Annotated in this window: 15 protein-coding genes; 4 read left to right on the top strand and 11 right to left on the bottom strand. The window is 65.7% G+C overall.

Annotation, left to right across the window (positions count from 1 at the left end):
* Positions 1-330: 330 nt before the first annotated feature.
* The 8 genes from mgtE to dusB form a co-directional block, all read right to left on the bottom strand.
* Positions 331-1,698 carry a magnesium transporter gene (mgtE, locus tag ACVILL_RS32960; protein ID WP_456732861.1) on the bottom strand — a complete coding sequence of 456 codons (1,368 nt, stop codon included), beginning with the start codon at positions 1,696-1,698 and terminating at the stop codon, positions 331-333.
* Positions 1,699-1,853: 155 nt separating this feature from the next.
* Positions 1,854-3,248 carry a GTPase HflX gene (gene hflX / locus ACVILL_RS32965; RefSeq protein ID WP_456732862.1) on the bottom strand — a complete coding sequence of 465 codons (1,395 nt, stop codon included), beginning with the start codon at positions 3,246-3,248 and terminating at the stop codon, positions 1,854-1,856.
* Positions 3,249-3,259: 11 nt separating this feature from the next.
* On the bottom strand, positions 3,260-3,508 hold the full coding sequence (gene hfq / locus ACVILL_RS32970) for an RNA chaperone Hfq (RefSeq protein ID WP_006020546.1): 249 nt from the start codon (positions 3,506-3,508) through the stop codon (positions 3,260-3,262).
* Positions 3,509-3,872: 364 nt separating this feature from the next.
* Positions 3,873-5,243 (bottom strand): nitrogen assimilation response regulator NtrX, encoded by a 1,371-nt coding sequence (gene ntrX, locus ACVILL_RS32975; RefSeq protein WP_456732863.1) that lies wholly within the window; start codon positions 5,241-5,243, stop codon positions 3,873-3,875.
* Positions 5,244-5,260: 17 nt separating this feature from the next.
* Complete coding sequence (locus tag ACVILL_RS32980; protein ID WP_456732864.1) at positions 5,261-7,750, bottom strand: ATP-binding protein; 2,490 nt, start codon at positions 7,748-7,750, stop codon at positions 5,261-5,263.
* A gap of 235 nt (positions 7,751-7,985) precedes the next feature.
* Positions 7,986-9,428 (bottom strand): nitrogen regulation protein NR(I), encoded by a 1,443-nt coding sequence (ntrC, locus tag ACVILL_RS32985; protein WP_456732865.1) that lies wholly within the window; start codon positions 9,426-9,428, stop codon positions 7,986-7,988.
* Between the two features lie 9 nt (positions 9,429-9,437).
* Positions 9,438-10,613, bottom strand: a complete 1,176-nt coding sequence (locus ACVILL_RS32990) for a two-component system sensor histidine kinase NtrB (RefSeq protein WP_456732866.1) — start codon at positions 10,611-10,613, stop codon at positions 9,438-9,440.
* Positions 10,610-11,611 (bottom strand): tRNA dihydrouridine synthase DusB, encoded by a 1,002-nt coding sequence (dusB, locus tag ACVILL_RS32995; RefSeq protein WP_456734422.1) that lies wholly within the window; start codon positions 11,609-11,611, stop codon positions 10,610-10,612. The genes ACVILL_RS32990 and dusB overlap by 4 nt, the downstream gene beginning before the upstream one ends.
* A 285-nt stretch (positions 11,612-11,896) precedes the next feature.
* On the opposite strand from dusB, the gene ACVILL_RS33000 reads away from it, so the two are divergent.
* The 3 genes from ACVILL_RS33000 (at position 11,897) to ACVILL_RS33010 (ending at position 14,282) form a co-directional block, all read left to right on the top strand.
* A complete protein-coding gene (locus tag ACVILL_RS33000) occupies positions 11,897-13,093 on the top strand; it encodes a bifunctional 2-C-methyl-D-erythritol 4-phosphate cytidylyltransferase/2-C-methyl-D-erythritol 2,4-cyclodiphosphate synthase (protein WP_456732867.1) in 1,197 nt (398 codons plus the stop codon).
* Position 13,094: 1 nt separating this feature from the next.
* Entirely contained in the window at positions 13,095-13,694 is a 600-nt protein-coding gene (locus ACVILL_RS33005; RefSeq protein WP_456732868.1) for a CinA family protein, read from the top strand.
* Between the two features lie 174 nt (positions 13,695-13,868).
* A complete protein-coding gene (locus ACVILL_RS33010) occupies positions 13,869-14,282 on the top strand; it encodes a BA14K family protein (protein WP_456732869.1) in 414 nt (137 codons plus the stop codon).
* A gap of 141 nt (positions 14,283-14,423) precedes the next feature.
* Here the strand turns inward: ACVILL_RS33010 and ACVILL_RS33015 are convergent, their stop codons facing one another.
* The 3 genes from ACVILL_RS33015 to lipA form a co-directional block, all read right to left on the bottom strand.
* Positions 14,424-14,891: a type II toxin-antitoxin system RatA family toxin gene (locus ACVILL_RS33015; RefSeq protein WP_456732870.1), complete on the bottom strand. Its 468-nt coding sequence runs from the start codon at positions 14,889-14,891 to the stop codon at positions 14,424-14,426.
* Complete coding sequence (locus ACVILL_RS33020) at positions 14,891-15,361, bottom strand: DNA topology modulation protein (protein ID WP_456732871.1); 471 nt, start codon at positions 15,359-15,361, stop codon at positions 14,891-14,893. Before ACVILL_RS33020 ends, ACVILL_RS33015 begins: the two co-directional genes overlap by 1 nt.
* Positions 15,362-15,519: 158 nt before the next feature.
* Positions 15,520-16,479, bottom strand: coding sequence for a lipoyl synthase (gene lipA / locus ACVILL_RS33025; protein ID WP_456732872.1), 960 nt, complete (start codon positions 16,477-16,479; stop codon positions 15,520-15,522).
* Positions 16,480-16,591: 112 nt separating this feature from the next.
* On the opposite strand from lipA, the gene ACVILL_RS33030 reads away from it, so the two are divergent.
* On the top strand, positions 16,592-17,218 hold the full coding sequence (locus ACVILL_RS33030; protein WP_456732873.1) for a DNA-3-methyladenine glycosylase: 627 nt from the start codon (positions 16,592-16,594) through the stop codon (positions 17,216-17,218).
* Positions 17,219-17,312: the final 94 nt, after the last annotated feature.

A 17,312-nucleotide genomic window follows, 5' to 3' on the forward strand; every position in this document is an offset into this window, starting at 1 on the left:
AGTTTGGCCGGCCGGACGCTGCACTCGCCGGCCGAACCGGAGCTGCAAGAGCAGATGGAATGATCGATCGATCCAGCACGCGAGACAAGCCGCGGGACCCATTGGCCTTCAGAAGGTCGCCAGGTTGTTTGGCACTCGCGTCGCGGAAACCATCTTGGCCCAGCGGTCAATCCGACCGCATCAAACAGGCCGGACATATGGATGACAGCGATCCGACCAGTTCCAGAAACCTCTTGTGCCACGGGGGCCGTCCACATATGGGTCCCGGCCTTCGCCGGGACGACATCGAGTGTGTGGACACGGCCGCGTTAAAATACGCCGCCCCTCACCTCACAGCAGCGTCCCGCGCAGGATAACCGCGGCCACGCCGAAATAGATCACGAGACCGGTCACGTCGACCAGCGTCGCGACGAACGGCGCGGATGCGCTCGCCGGATCGAAGCCGATGCGCTTGAGGATGAACGGCAGCATCGAGCCGCACAGCGATCCGAAGGTGACGATGCCGACCAGCGCAGCGCCGACGGTGGCGGCCACCAGCACCCAATGCGGGCCGTAGTCGAACAGGCCGAGCGTCTGCCACAGCGTGATCCTGATGATGCCGATCAGGCCGAGAATGGCGCCGAGCACGATGCCGGTCGGCAGTTCACGCACGGCGACGCGCCACCAGTCGCGCAGCCGCACCTCGTGCAGCGCCAGCGAGCGGATCAAGAGCGAGGTCGCCTGCGAACCGGAGTTGCCGCCGGAGCTCATGATCAGCGGAATGAACAGCGTCAGCACGATCGCCTTCTCGAGCTCGCTCTGGTACGACTGCATCGCGGTCGCGGTCAGCATTTCCGACAGGAACAGCGCGCACAGCCAGCCGGCGCGCTTCTTGATCATCTCGCCGAAGCCGATCCGCAAGTATGGCTCGTCGATCGCTTCCATGCCGCCGAACTTCTGGGCGTCCTCGGTCGATTCCTCGACGATGGCGTCGATGACGTCGTCGACCGTGACGATGCCGAGGATATGCCCGGGGCCGTCGACGACGGCGACCGCGAGCAGGTCGTAGCGCGAGATCAGCCGCGCCGCCTCCATGCGGTCTGCTTCGGGGGCGATCATCAGCGGCTTCCGCGCCGGCGCCGCGGTCAGCACATTGGCGTGCGGATCGGCCGAGATCAGGCGGCGCAGCGGCACGGCCTGGATCAGGGTCTTCTTGGCCGGGTCGATCACGAAGATCGAATAGACGGTCTCGCGGGTGCGCTCGACCATCCGGATGTGATGCAGCACCTCGGCGATGGTCCAGGTCGAGGGCACGCTGACGAACTCGGTCGTCATGATGCTGCCGGCGCTGCGTTCGGGATATGCCAACAGCCCCGAGATGACGTTGCGGGTCTCCGGGTTGAGGCCGTTCAGCAGCGTCGTGCGCAACGGCTCGACCAGCTCCTTGAAGATGTCGGCGGCGCGGTCGTCGGAGACGCCTGACAGCAGCGACACCGCGGTGTCGGTCGGCAGCTCGGCCAGGATCTCGCAGGTGTTGTCGAGCCCGGGCAGGTCGAGCACCTCGATCGCCTTCTCGGCCGGCAGCGAGCGCAGCAGCTTTGCCGCATCCGCCGGCTCCTGGGCGTTGAGCGCATCGACGATCTCGGGGGCCCGCGCATGGGCGAGATCGCCGTGCTGGCCGGCGGGCGTCTCGTGGGTGATGGTCTCGGTGTCCTGCATCGATCGGCCTCGGCTTTGCGTCTCGCAGCGCAATGAACCAAGGCGGCGCAGATTTCAAACGGAAAGTGCGACCGCGCGTCGCAGGCGCGGGCGAGTGAGGCCCAGTCACGGCGTCGTCATATTTCGGGAGATTGCGAGGCGTCCGCCTGCCGCGTCTATGCCTCGTGGGGCACCGCGGCGAACCGGCTCACCACGATGTCGCGCTTGGTCTCGTCGACGCGCACCGTCATGTCGAAGCGCTCGCCATGCAGCTCCTTGTTCAGCACCTCGGCGTTGCGATGCAGCCAGCTGATGCCGGCGCCGTCGGAGGCGTCGATCGAAAGCTGCAGCGTCGAGCGCTTGGCCGCGAGCCGGTCCTCGATCGCGGTCAAAAGCGCGTCGATCCCCTCGCCGGTCACCGCGGAGACCAGGAAGCAGGGCCGCTCCGGCGGCCGGCGCGCGGCGATGTTGCGCAGATTGTCCCGCTCCTCGGGATCGAAGCGGTCGATCTTGTTCCAGACCTCGATGATGCGCTGGCCGCCGTCGGCGTCGGGATCGATGCCGAGTTGGCGCAGCACGCCCTCGACGTCACGCTCCTGCGCTTCCGCGTCCTCATGCGAGATGTCGCGGACATGCAGGATGATGTCGGCTTCCAAAACCTCCTCCAGTGTGGCGCGGAAGGCGGCCACGAGCTGGGTTGGCAGGTTGGAGATGAAGCCGACCGTGTCCGACAGCATCGCCTTGCCGCCATGCGGCAGGTTGAGCGCGCGCAAGGTCGGGTCGAGCGTCGCAAACAGCATGTCGGCGGCCTGCACGTCGGCCCGCGTCAGGCGGTTGAACAGGGTCGACTTGCCGGCATTGGTGTAGCCGACCAGCGCCACCACGCGGTACGGCACGCGCTGGCGTCCGGCGCGATGCAGCCGCCGCGTCGCCTGCACCTTCTTCAGTTCGCCCTCGAGCTTGGTGATGCGCTCGCTGATTAGGCGGCGGTCGGCCTCGATCTGGGTTTCGCCGGGACCGCCCATGAAGCCGAAGCCGCCGCGCTGCCGCTCGAGATGGGTCCATGACCGCACCAGGCGGCTGCGCTGGTAGTTGAGATGGGCGAGCTCGACCTGCAGCGCGCCTTCCTTGGTCTTGGCGCGGCGGCCGAAGATTTCCAGGATCAGGCCGGTGCGGTCGAGCACCTTGGTGCTCCAGGCCTTCTCGAGATTGCGCTGCTGGATCGGCGACAGCGCGCAATCCATCACCACGAGCTCGACCTGGTTGCTGGCGATGAGGCCGCTGATCTCCTCGACCTTGCCCTTGCCGAGATAGGTCGCGGGCCGGATCTGGCTGATCGGCGCGATGACGCTTTCCACCACGGTGAGGTCGATCGCACCGGCGAGGCCGGCGGCCTCCTCGATCCGCGCTTCATAGTCGCGGACAGAGGAATCCGTTTGCGCATCACCGTCGCCACGGCGCGTGCGCAGGTACGGGCCGATGACGATCACCCGCCCGGTGCTGCCGTTCCCCGCCGACCCGGGCTTAGACTTGGTCCGGTCGGCGCCCCCTTCACGATTGAAGGGTTCCAATCAGTTCACTCTCAAGCCGGTGCGTCCTCACCACCTTCGAACAACTGAATCGGAGCTCCGGGCATGATGGTCGAGATCGCGTGCTTGTAGACAAGCTGCGAATGTCCGTCGCGCCGCAGCAGCAAACAGAAGTTGTCGAACCATGTGACAATGCCCTGCAGCTTTACTCCGTTGACCAGAAATATCGTCAGTGGCGTCTTGGTTTTACGAACGTGATTAAGGAAGGTGTCTTGTAGATTTTGTGCGCGGTCTGCCGCCATTGTTTTTGTCCCGCAAGCTTGTGCTTCTTTTTATTGAACCGGTTGCGGCTCTCTGACGGAGCCTCCTCCGGCTGCCCACCTGCCCTGAGATCCCCCTCTGGCAGGCGTAGCGGTAGGATTAGAGGCTACGCGCGGTTTTTAGGCAAGCGGTTCGCGGTGCAGTCGGTAGGAACACGGTGGCAATTCTAAGAAACGGCGGGGAAAGAGACGAATATTCTCGTGGAGAGTGGATAAATCCCGGGTTGTACCGGCCCCATACTCGCCTCGCCGACCGTCCCGTCCCTGCCCGGACCTGAGAGCCGGGCCCCGACTCCCCGGCGGGTCGTCGCCGGGGCTGTGCCCCGGGCCTCCCGCCGGTCCGGGGTCAGCCGACCCCGAGCGCCTTTAGTTTGCGATGCAACGCCGAGCGCTCCATGCCGACGAACTCCGCGGTGCGCGAGATGTTGCCCGAGAAGCGGCTGATCTGGGCGATCAGATAGTCGCGTTCGAACACCTCGCGCGCCTCGCGCAGCGGCAGGCCCATGATGTGCTCGCCATTGTTGGAGGTCGGCATCGCCGGCACCATGGAGCCGACGTCCTGCGGCAGCATGTCGGCGGTGATGATCGCCTCCGGCCCGCCGCCGGCCAGGATCATCACGCGCTCGACGTTGTTGCGGAGCTGGCGGACATTGCCCGGCCAGACATGCGACTGCAGCACTGCCATCGCGTCCTGCCCGATCTGCCGCTTCGGCAGGCCGGTCGCGGCCGAGATCTGGTCCATGAAATAGTCGATCAGCTCGGGGATGTCCTCGCGGCGCTCCGACAGCGGCGGCACCCGGATCGGCACCACCGAGAGGCGATGATAGAGGTCCTCGCGGAAACGGCCCGCCGCGATCTCCTCCTCGAGGTTGCGCGCGGTCGAGGAGATGATGCGGACGTCGACATGCACCTTGCTGGTGCCGCCCTGGCGCTGGAAGGTCTGATCGACCAGCACGCGCAGGATCTTGTTCTGGGTCTCGCGCGGCATGTCCGCGATCTCGTCGATGAACAGCGTGCCGCTATGCGCTTCTTCCAGCGCGCCGGCCTTGCGCTGCTGCTCGCCGTTCGATCCCTCGACGCCGAACAGTTCGAGCTCCATGCGCTCCGGCGTGATCGCGGCCGCATTGATCACCACGAACGGCCCCTCGGCGCGCCCGGAGGCATGATGCAGCGTGCGCGCGGCAAGCTCCTTGCCGGCGCCGGACGGACCGACGATCAGGATGCGGCTGTTGGCCTTGGCGGCGCGGTCGATGGTCTGGCGCAGCTGGTTCATGCAGGCCGAGCGGCCGGTCAGGACGCTCGCCGCAGGCGCGAGCTGCTTGAGCTCCTTCACCTCGCGCTTGAGCCGCGAGGTCTCCAGCGCCCGGGTCGCGACCAGGATCAGCCGGTCCGACTTGAACGGCTTCTCGATGAAGTCGTAGGCGCCGCGCTTGATCGCGGCGACCGCCGTCTCGATGTTGCCGTGGCCGGAGATCATCACGACGGGCAGATCGGCATTGTCCTTCTTGATCTGCTCGAGCAGCTGCAGACCGTCGAGCTTGGAGCCCTGCAGCCAGATGTCGAGGAAGACCAGGTTCGGACGGCGGTTGGCGATTTCGGCGAGCGCCGAGTCGCTGTCGCGCGCGGTGCGCGTGGAAAAGCCCTCGTCGTCCAGAATACCCGCAACGAGGTCGCGAATGTCTGCTTCGTCGTCGACAATCAGAATGTCACTGGCCATGGGTTACACCTGCCTTGTCAGTCGCCCGTCGCGGTTTTGAATTTCGGCTCTTGGAATCTTGGCTCTTGGATCTTCGACTCTTGAGCATTTGGCTCTTGATTGCCTGGTTCTTGGTGATTTGGTTCTTGGACTGGTTCTTGGATTTTTGGTTCATTGTTGGTCGCCGGTGCCGGGCCGTTGGTCGGCTCTTGCGGCGGTTTTTTTTCGCTGTCGGGGCCGGTCGATTCCGGATTCACGTCCGGTTTCTGCTCCTTGCTCTCGGGCTTGGTCTCCGGCTTGGCCGCCTGGCCCGTGACGGCAAAGCGCAGCCGCATCCAAGCACCGCGCTGGCCCTCGCGGAAATCTGAGGCGTCCTTGAGCTCGATGCGGCCGCCATGGTCCTCCAGAACGCGGCCGACGATCGCAAGTCCCAGACCGGTGCCCTTGGCCCGCGTCGTGACATAGGGCTCGAGCAGGCGCGCGCGCGCGACCTTGGGCAGGCCGATGCCGTTGTCGACGACGTCGATCAGGATGTCGTCCTTCTCGCGCTGCGCGACGACGTCGATGCGGCCCTTGCCGAGCTCCTCCGGCGGCACCTGCTCGATCGCCTCGGTCGCGTTCTTGATGATGTTGGTCAGCGCCTGCGAGATCAGCCGGCGGTCGAACTGCGCCGGCAGCGGCGACTGCTTGATGTCCGCCTCGATGTCGAGATCGGGATGCGCGACCTTCATCAGGAACACCGCCTGGCGCACCACGTCGGCGACGTCCTCGCCTTCCATCACCGGCTTCGGCATCCGCGCAAAGCGCGAGAACTCGTCGACCATCCGCCTGATGTCGTCGACCTGGCGCACGATGGTGTCGGTGCACTGCTCGAAGATCGACTTGTCCTTCTGTTCAGTGATGGTCTTGCCGAACTTGCGGCGGATGCGCTCGGCGGAGAGCTGGATCGGGGTCAGCGGGTTCTTGATCTCGTGGGCGATACGGCGGGCGACGTCGCCCCAGGCCGAGGTGCGCTGCGCCGATACCAGCTCGGTGATGTCGTCGAGCGTGATGATGTAGCTGTCGCGTGACTGGCTGGTCTGCTCGGCCGAGACCCGGACCGACAGGTTGCGCTCATTGCCGTCGCGCAGGATCGTCACCTGCCCCTGCACCAGGCGCTGCGTGCCCTCGCGCGCGGTCTTCATCATCTCGTCGAGCTCGGGCAGCACGTCGGAGAGCGGATGGCCGAGCGTCTCCGACTCGGCATGCCCGATCAGCTTCTCGGCCGAGCGGTTGAGCACGCCGATGGTGCCTGACGCGTCGACCCCGATGATCCCGGCAGAGGCCGACGACAGCACCGCTTCGATGAAGCGGCGGCGGCTGTCGATGGTCTCGCTGGCGTCGACCAGCTCGTTGCGCTGGGTGCGCAGCTCCTGCGTCATCTTGTTGAAGATCTCGCCGAGCAGCGCGAGGTCGCTCTCCGATTTGTGGACCGGCACCTGGACGTTGAGATTGCCGGTCGAGACCTCGCTCGCCGCGCCCATCAGCTGGCGGATCGGCGATACCAGCCCGTTGGCGAAGTTCAGCCCGATCAGCACCGAGGCCATCAGGATGGTCAGCGCGATCACCGCGAACATCAGCGCGAACGCGACCTGGATGCCGAGCCTGCGGGTCTCGAGCTGGGCATATTCGGCGGCGCTGGTCTGGGTCTGCTTGAGCTGGGCGACCACGGCCGGATCGAGCAGCCGCGCGACATACAGGAACATGTCGTCATAGGCCCGCAGGCGGACCACGGAGGCGACGTAGTTTTCCGGGAACACCGAGATCTTCGGCTCGGTCTCGTTGATGTCCTTCAGGATGTCGGGCGGCGGCGCTTCATAGTTCAGGCGAACGCCGGTTTCCGCGCTGGCGACGATCTTGCCGTCCTTGTCCATCAGCACCGCGACCGGCAGGTTGCGCGACTCGGCGCCGGCCGTCATCAGCTGCAGGAACGTCATGCGATCCTGGTCGTACAGCGGCCGGGCATGGGCGAGGTCGTTGGCCATCGCCAGCGTGTCGCCGTTGATGAGCTGGGCGTGTTCCTGCATGTAGGCGCTGGCGATCGTCAGCGAGTTCTGGATCACTTGCTTGGTGGGACCCGAGAACAGCCGGTCGAGACCGCGCTCGATGGTGACGTTGGCGACGATCGACACCAGCACGGCCGGCAGCACCGCGATGACGGAGAACAGGCCGACGATCTGCACATGCAGCCGTGCCGCCGCCCGGCCCCGCCGCCTCGCCTGCACCATCTGCCAGACTTCCCGGACGATGATGCCGACCAGGAGCAGGATCGTGCCGGCGTTGATCATCAGGAAGGAGCGGACCACCTCGGAGGTGGGCTCGATCGGGGTCAGGCCGGTCAGAACCACGAAGGTCAGGAAGGCGGACAGCAGCGCGATCGCCACGGCGAACGGCGCCAGCCAGCGGCGCAAGGGGAAGCCCCGGGCCTCTGTATTGGGCTCGGCCGGTGACGCGTGGATCGTTGAAGCGGTCGTGTCTGCGCTGGTCATACCGGCAATTGAGCTGGGAGCGATCGCCCGCGGGAATTGCGAACTGATGCAATCATACCACAATGTTGCCGAATTGCGACATTTCCGCGGCGCAAACAGCGATGCGGCGACGTGTCCGCAAAACCATTTGTGACTACTCAATAACGGTGACCCGCTTAGGAGTTCCTGGAGCTTCGCTTCCGGTCAAGAACCGAAGCTCCAGCCCTTTGTTTCAACGCCCTCGGCTCGAGAACGCCTACCCGCCGCTGCGGTAGACCTGGATATCGAGGTCGCGGATCTTCTTGCGCAGGGTATTGCGGTTCAATCCGAGCAGGTCGGCGGCCCGGATCTGGTTGCCGCGGGTCGCCGCCAGCGCGGCGGTCAACAAAGGGATCTCGATCTCCTTGAGGATCCGGTGGTACAGCCCCGGCGGCGGCACGCCGTTCGGGAAGCCGGAGAAGTGCGAGGACAGATAAGCCTCGACCGCGCCGCCGAGATTGTCGACGCCGACCGTTGCGGTGCCACCCGAGGTGACCGCCGGCGGCGCCAGTTCGCCGTCGATGACCGAGGCCGTGATGACGTCCTGCGGGTAGAGCGCGGCGAGCCTGCGGGCGAGATTCTCCAGCTCGCGGACGTTACCCGGCCAGCGGTGCTGCTTGAGCCGCTCCAGCGCCTGGGTGTCGAGCTTCTTCGGCGGCAGGCCGTCCTTCTCGGCGAGCGAGAAGAAGTGCCTGATGAGGTCTGGCAGATCCTCGATGCGCTCGCGCAGCGGCGGCAGCCGCAGCGGCACCACGTTGAGGCGGAAGAACAGATCCTCCCGGAACAGGCCCTGCTGGATCAGGATGCGCAGGTCCTTGTTGGAGGCCGCGACGATGCGGACGTCGGTCTTGATCGGGGTGCGGCCGCCGACGGTGGTGTATTCGCCCTGCTGCAGGACGCGCAGCAGACGGGTCTGCGCCTCCATCGGCATGTCGCCGATCTCGTCGAGGAACAGCGTGCCGCCCTCGGCCTGCTCGAAGCGGCCGGAGGCGCGGGTGTTGGCGCCGGTGAACGCGCCGCGCTCATGGCCGAACAACTCCGATTCAATGAGGTCGCGCGGGATCGCCGCCATGTTGACGGCGACGAACGGGCCGTTGCGACGCCGGCCGTAATCGTGCAGCGCGCGGGCGACCAGCTCCTTGCCGGTGCCCGACTCGCCGGAGATCATCACGGTGAGATCGGTCTGCATCAGCCGCGCCAGCACGCGGTAGATTTCCTGCATCGCCGGCGAGCGGCCGACCAGCGGGATCGAGTCGAACTCGCCGTCGTCGGCCGGACTGGACACCCGTTCCTTCGGCTCGGCCAGCGCGCGGCCGACGATGGTGATCAGCTCCTTCAGGTCGAACGGCTTCGGCAGGTATTCGTAGGCGCCGCGCTCGGAGGCGCGGATCGCGGTCATGAAGGTGTTCTGCGCGCTCATCACGATGACCGGCAGATTGGGCCGCATCTTCTTGATCCGCGGCAAGAGGTCGAACGCGTTCTCGTCCGGCATCACCACGTCGGTGATGACGAGGTCGCCCTCGCCCTGGCTGACCCAGCGCCACAGCGTTGCGGCGTTGCCGGTGAGGCGCACCTCATACCCGGCGCGCGACAGCGCCTGGTTCAGGACGGTCCGGATGGCTGTGTCGTCGTCAGCGACAAGTATGCTACCTGCAGGCATTGGTGTTCCTCATCGTGCATCCTGAGAGGCAGGCGAGGACGTACCCGGAACGTCATCGCGGTTGCTTTGGTCGTGTTGCTTGGCGGCGCTGTACATCGGCATCAGCACGCGGAAGATGGTCTTGCGCGGCTGCGACTCGCATTCGATGATGCCGCCGTGATCGCCGACGATCTTGGCGACCAGCGCGAGGCCGAGCCCGCTGCCGGTCTGCTTGGTGGTGACGAAGGGATCGAACAGGTTCGGCAGCAGGTCTTCCGGCACGCCCGAGCCATTGTCCTTGACGCAGAACTCCAGGGGCAGCGAGACCCGCGATTTCTTGCCGGGCACCGACAGTCGCACGCCCGGCCGGAACGCCGTGGTAAGATGGATTTCCGCATCGGTGCCGAGATCGGCGACCGCTTCGGCTGCGTTCTTCACCAGATTGAGGAACACCTGGATCAGCTGGTCCTGGTTGGCGAGCACCGGCGGCAGCGACGGATCATAGTCCTCGATGAAACGGACATTGCGCGCGAAGCCGGACTGCGCCAGCCGCTTTACGTGATCGAGCACGGAATGGATGTTGACTGGGCCGCGCGCCACCGGGCGGTCGTCGCCGAACACTTCCATGCGGTCGACCAGCGTCACGATGCGGTCGGCCTCGTCGCAGATCAGCCGCGTCAGCAGCCGGTCCTCGGGGGACGCCTGCTGCTCCAGCAGCTGCGCGGCGCCGCGGATGCCCGACAGCGGATTCTTGATCTCGTGTGCGAGCATCGCGGCCAGCGCGATCACCGAACGTGCCGCGCTGCGATGCGTGAGCTGGCGATCCATCTTGTCGGCAATGGTGCGCTCTTGCAGCATCACCACGATGTGACCGGGCCGCTCGGTCAGCGGTGCGACGTGCAGGTCGACCTGGCGATCGCCGCCGATCCGCGGCGTGCCGAGATCGACCTTGTATTCATTGACCGGCGAGCCGCTCGCCCGCACCTGCTCGATCAGCGCGAGCAATGGGCTGCCGAACGGCACCAGTTCCTTCAGCGACTGCCGGCGCAGGAACTGCGCCGAGATCTCGAAGAAGGATTCCGCGGCAATGTTGGCATCGACGATCCGTCCGTCGGGTGCGACCAGCAGCACCGGATTGGGCAGCGCATTGAGGATGGCCTCGCCGTCGGTGGGCACGGGCCGGCGAAACTCCATGGCTGACGTCATGCGGCAGCACTCCAGGCAAAATCGTCGTAGGCGTCCTCGAGCGCGCGATGCACGCTGGACGGCTCCTCCGAGGTCAGGATCGTTTGCCGCCACGTCTTCAATGTCGCCGCCGGCGCGCAGCTATAGGCCGCCGCGGTCTCCAACGCCCAGCCGAGATGCTTGCGCGCATGCTTGAGCCCGATGCGCAGGCCATAATGGCTGCACACCTCGTCATAGAGCGCGCGAACATGCTTGAGCTGCTCGGCGAGCGACGGCGCGGCTTCGGCGACCCCGGTCTCCAGCCGCCGACCGATCTGGCCCGGCAGCCAGGGCTGCCCCTGCGCACCGCGGCCGATCATGACGGCGTCGGCGCCCGACTTCTCAAGCGCGCCGACAGCCTTGTCGAACGAGGTGATGTCGCCATTGACCACGACCGGAATCGTGACGGCGTCCTTGACCGCGCGCACCGCGTTCCAGTTCGCCTCGCCCTTGTAGAACTGGCAGCGGGTGCGGCCATGCACGGTGATCATCTGCACGCCCGCGGCCTCGGCACGGCGCGCCAAGTCGGGCGCATTGAGCGAGCGGTCGTCCCAGCCGAGCCGCATCTTCAGCGTCACCGGCACCTTGACAGCCGACAGCGTCGCCTCGATCAGCGTCACTGCGTGGTCGAGGTCGCGCATCAGCGCCGAGCCGGACTGGCCGCCGGTCACGTGGCGGGCCGGGCAGCCCATGTTGATGTCGATGATATCGGCGCCGGCGCCCGCGGCGATCCGGGCGCCCTCCGCCATCCAACGGGCCTCGCAGCCCGCAAGCTGAACCACATGCGGCCCGATCCCGGCTGCCTCGCAGCGCAGCTTCGACACCGGCTTGCCGTTCACCAGATCGTCGCTGGCGGTCATCTCGGAGACCACCAGCCCGGCGCCCAAACCGGCGGCGAGTCGCCGGAAAGGCGCGTCGGTGATGCCGGACATGGGCGCGAGGAGAACCCGGTTGGCGACAGCAATATCGCCGATCTTCAATGGGTTACGAGGAGTACTTTGCACGCCGGTCACAGCGGTCTCGTGGTTTTGTCAGCCACGCCATTGCAGCTGACATCGTCTATTCTGCGCACAATTCTTGTGCAGTCAAGGCTCATGCCTACGGTTTAGACATTTCTACCATTTGCGCAAGTGCACTGCAACAAAATCTGCTTTTCCCACAGTCATCGGCAAACGCTCTGTTTTTGCGCAGCGGTCATGCTAAGGGCTGTGCGCGGCGATATCAGCCGTCCCCCCCATCCCCGATTCGTCTGTCACTGGTTCAAAATGCCGAAGCCTGAGCGTACCGCAGCCATCCTTGTCGCAGCCGGCCGTGGACTGCGCGCCGGCGCAGGCGGACCAAAGCAATACCGGACGATCGGCGGACAGACGGTGATTTACCGCGCCATGGAGGCGTTCTCCGGACATCCGGATGTCTTCGCGGTGCAGCCGGTGGTCAATCCTGACGATGCCGCGCTGTTTCGCGAAGCCGTTGCCGGCTTGCGCCATCAGCCGCCGACGCCGGGCGGTGCGACCCGGCAGGCCTCGGTCCATGCCGGGCTCGAGGCACTTGCCGGCGAAAAGCCCGACATCGTGCTGATCCACGATGCCGCGCGGCCCTTCGTCACCGCAGCCGTGATCTCGCGTGCGATCGCTGCGGCCGGCCGGACCGGCGCTGCGATCCCCGTGATTCCCGTCACCGACACGATCAAGCTCACCGGCGATACCGGCGATGTCGAGGCGACGCCGGAGCGCGCGCGGCTAAGGATCGCGCAGACGCCGCAGGCATTTCGTTTCGACGTAATATTGGAGGCGCATCGTCGTGCCGCGCGCGAGGGCCGCAGCGATTTCACCGACGATGCCGCGCTTGCTGAATGGGCGGGATTGACGGTTGCGACGTTTGAGGGTGATCCTGCCAACATGAAACTCACAACACCCGAAGATTTCGTGCGCGAGGAAGCGCGGCTCGCAAGCCAGCTCGGCGACATCCGGACCGGCACCGGTTACGACGTGCACGCCTTTGGCGATGGCGACCATGTCATGATCTGCGGTGTGCGCGTGCCGCACACAAAGGGATTCCTGGCCCATTCCGACGGCGACGTCGGGCTGCATGCGCTGGTCGACGCCATCCTCGGCGCGCTGGCTGACGGCGACATCGGCTCGCATTTCCCGCCGAGCGACGCCAAGTGGAAGGGCGCCTCCTCCGACCAGTTCCTGAAATACGCCGTCGAGCGCGTCACCGCACGCGGCGGACGGATCGCCAATCTCGAGGTGACGCTGATCTGCGAGCGGCCGAAGATCGGCCCGCTGCGCGACACCATGCGGGCGAAGATCGCGGAGATCTCCGGCGTCCACATCTCGCGCGTGGCGGTCAAGGCCACCACCAGCGAGCGACTCGGCTTCACCGGCCGCGAGGAAGGCATCGCGGCGACCGCAAGCGCGACGGTCCGCCTGCCCTGGGATGAAAACGGCTGGAGTGCCTGACATGGGCGGCAGCGACGCTCGTGCCCTCTCCCGCTCGCTGCTCGACCTGTGCCGGATGCGCAAGCTAACCATCGCGACCGCGGAATCCTGCACCGGCGGCTTGGTCGCGGGCGCGCTCACCGATATCCCCGGCTCTTCCGACGTCATCGATCGCGGCTTCGTCACCTATTCGAATGAAGCCAAGCGGGTGATGCTCGGCGTCAAGGCGGCGACGCTGGAGACGTTCGGCGCGGTGAGCAAAGAAACCGCGACCGCGATGGCGATCGGCGCGCTGGAAAAGGCCGGCGTTGATCTTGCGGTCTCGATCACGGGCATTGCCGGCCCCGGCGGCGCGACGCCGGGCAAGCCGGTCGGCCTGGTACACTTCGCCGTCGCCGCGCGCGACGGCCGCATCCTGCATCGTGAGCAGCGCTTCGGCGCGATCGGCCGCAGCACCGTGCGTCAGCGCTCGGTCGTGGAAGCCCTGCGCATGCTGATGGAGCTGGCGCGGCCGCCGCAGGCCGCAAAGCCCCGCCGCGAGACCGCCACCCGGTTGCGGCCGAGGGTTGCCCGTTCGCCGCGAAGCCACGCCGCGAAACGGCGGCGGCCACCACGCGGATAGGTCGACTGAAGTCGAGTCGCATCAGGGCCCGACCTCGCGATACCCTCAAGTCAACTGCGACCCAGTGCCACCCATGTCAGGTGGAACCCTGACGTCGCTTCGCCACTTAATGTTGCTCCAACTCTGCCGTTTCAGCTGCTTCCTCAAACGGCAAAATCCCACAACAAGGAGAAAATGATGAAGTTGGGAACTTTGGTCGCGGCCGCAATCACCGCTGGCGCCATGACGCTGACGACTGCTGTCCCCTCGCTTGCCGCGCCGCTGGCGCCCGCCGCCCGCTTGCAGAACCAACCTACCTCCGTCGAGCATGTGCAATACCGTCACTGGCATGGTGGGCCGCGTTACGGCTATCGCGGCGGCTACGGCTATCGTGGCGGGTACGGTTACCGCGGTGGTTACTACCGTGACGGCGGAAACGGCGCTGCGGTCATCGGCGGCCTTGCGGCCGGTGCGATCATCGGTGGCGCGATCGCCGCGAGCCAGGCCAAGGCCAACAACGACGCCTATTGCTCCCAGCGTTTCCGCAGCTACGACCCGGCTTCGGGCACCTACATCGCGTCCGGCGGCGTGCGTCGTTCCTGCCCGTAACCCGACGACGCAACTCTCGGTTATGCCCGGCCCCGTGCCGGGCATCCACGTCTTTGTCGCCAATTGCACGAAAGACGTGGATGGCCGGGCCAAGCCCGGCCATGACGCGTGGAGAGATCGCCGGCCTTGGTCAATCCATCATCAGGTCGACAGTTGGGGCTTCCCGTACACCTGGTCCGCGCGCTTCTCGAACGCGTGGGCAAACCGCCCGAAAGCGGCGTCGAACATCGAGCCCATCAGCATCGCCAGCACCCGGCTCTTGAATTCGTAATTCAGGAAGAAGCCGACATCGCATTCGGTTTCCGATTTCGGCTCGAAGGTCCAGCGGTTCTCCAGGTTACTGAACGGACCGCGCAGATATTCGACCAGGATCTTCAGATTGGGCCGGTCGAGCGTCACCTTGCTGGTGAAGGTTTCGCGCACGAGCTTGAACGAGACCGTCATGTCGGCCACCACGACCTCGGTGCCGTCGTCGTTCGGCGTCCGCTGGCGGATCTTGAGCGCCTGGCACAGCGGCACGAATTCCGGATAGCGCTCGACGTCGGCGACCAGATCGAACATTTGAGGTGCGGTGTGGCGGACCCGCCGCTTGCTGGAGAATCGTGGCATCAGTGGATACTCGCACGGTTTCGCATGAGTGCGAGGCGCTTCAGATAAGCGTCCGCCTGGGCTCGAGCAGTAAAGCAGACCAGCGATTGATCCGGGCGCAATCCTGAAAAGTATTCGAGCAGTCTCGGCCGCTGCTGCTGGCGGTAGGTCCAGACATAACGGAAGAATTCCAGATCGATCTTCTCCGGGCAGCCTTCCGCCATCTCGGGGCGGACCTGACCATAGCTGCCGGCAATGCGCCCCAGGATTCCGAGCATGCAAGTCGATCGCGGCAGGTCGAACCAGATGATCGTATCGGACAGCTCGCGCCGCAGCTCACCTGCGCCGCTCTTGGTGTAGTTCCCATCCATGATCCAGCGCGGCTCTCGCGCGGCTGCGGTCATGCGGCGGTTGAATTCGTCCTTGTCGGACTCGACCCAGCCCGGCTTCCAGAACAGCGCGTCGATTGACACGGTCGGAATGCCCGTCATGGCGGACAGCCGGCGGGCAAAGGTCGACTTGCCGGATCCCGACGATCCCATCACCAGAACGCGCTGCATTGGTCCAGTCCAAGATTGGGTCAAGGTTCGGGCAAGGCCCGATCAGGCAACGGCGCGTGATGGCGCCGGCTTACCGCCGTTTACAAGATCTAGCGGCCGCGGGCCGTGCGTGCCGCCTGCAGTTTCGCAAAATCTTCGCCGGCATGATGCGACGAGCGTGTCAGCGGACTGGCCGACACCATCAGAAAGCCCTTGGTGTAGGCGACGCGCTCGTAGCCCGCAAATTCGTCCGGCGTCACGTAGCGCATCACGGCGTGATGCTTGCGGGTCGGCTGCAAATACTGCCCGATGGTCAGGAAGTCGACGTCGGCCGAGCGCAGGTCGTCCATCACCTGCAGCACCTCATGCCGCTCCTCGCCGAGGCCGACCATGATGCCCGACTTGGTGAAGATCGTCGGGTCCATCTCCTTGACCCGCTGCAGCAGCCGGATCGAATGGAAATAGCGGGCGCCGGGGCGCACCGTCAGATAGCGCGACGGCACGGTTTCCAGATTGTGGTTGAAGACGTCGGGCTTGGCCGCGACCACGCGTTCAAGCGCGCCGTCCTTGCGCAGGAAGTCTGGCGTCAGGATCTCGATCGTGGTGGTCGGGCAGCGCGCGCGGATGGCGCGGATCGTCTGCGCGAAATGCTCGGCGCCGCCGTCGGCGAGATCGTCGCGATCCACCGAGGTCACCACGACATGGGTGAGCCCGAGCTTCGCCGTCGCTTCGGCGACATAGTCCGGCTCGCTCGCCTCGAGCGCGCCGGGCATGCCGGTCTTGACGTTGCAGAACGCGCAGGCGCGCGTGCAAGTGTCGCCCATGATCATGAAGGTGGCGTGCTTCTTGTCCCAGCACTCACCGATATTGGGGCAGCCCGCCTCCTCGCACACCGTGACGAGCCCGTTCTCCTTCACGATCCGGCGCGTGTCGGCGTAACCGCGCGTGTTCGGCGCGCGGACCCGGATCCAGTCCGGCTTCGGCGGTGACACGGCATCGGGCCGGTTCACCTTTTCGGGGTGACGCGGGCGGAGTTGAGTGATGGAGATGGTGTCGACGATGGTGACCATAGGTGCCTGCAAGTCGCGAGAAACCATAGCTAATCGGTGTTGCCGCGGCTCGCAACCCGCTCCGCGACCCTAGCAGATCAGCCCATATATTGGCAGTGTTGCGGTCCGTTCCATGCCGATTCCCATCTCAAAATGGCTCAAAATCCCCGATCGACCCGTGCGACCGCGCGCGCGCCTCGGCAAGGCGCTGAAGCGCTCCTTCTTCGATCGCAGCGTCCATGAGGTCGCGCCCGAGCTGATCGGCGCGACCTTCCTGGTCGATGGCGTCGGCGGCATCATTACCGAGGTCGAGGCCTATCATCACACCGAACCGGCTGCCCACTCGTTCAACGGGCCGACGCCGCGCAACCAGGTGATGTTCGGCCCACCGGGCTTCTCCTATGTCTACCGCTCCTACGGCATCCATTGGTGCGTCAATTTCGTCTGCGAGAAGCCGGGCTCGGCCAGCGCCGTGCTGATCCGCGCGCTCGAGCCGACCCATGGGCTCGCCGCGATGCGGCGGCGACGCGGGCTGGAAGACGAGCGCGCATTGTGCTCGGGGCCCGGCAAGCTCTGTGAGGCGCTCGGCATCACCATCGCGCACAGCGAGCTGCCGCTCGACCGTCCCCCGATCGCGCTGCACGAGCGAACCGAGACGCCCGACATCGTCACCGGGATACGGATCGGCATCACCAAGGCCGTCGAACTGCCCTGGCGCTACGGCGTGAGGGGATCGAAATTCCTCAGCAAACGGTTTTGAGCGCCACGACGTTGCAAGAGCGTTTTCCGGTGAAATGGACGCCGGTTCGCTGAAGAAAACGTGTCAGAACAATCTAGAGCCCGTTCCGATTCAA

It is taken from the genome of Bradyrhizobium sp. USDA 3364, assembly GCF_054056355.1.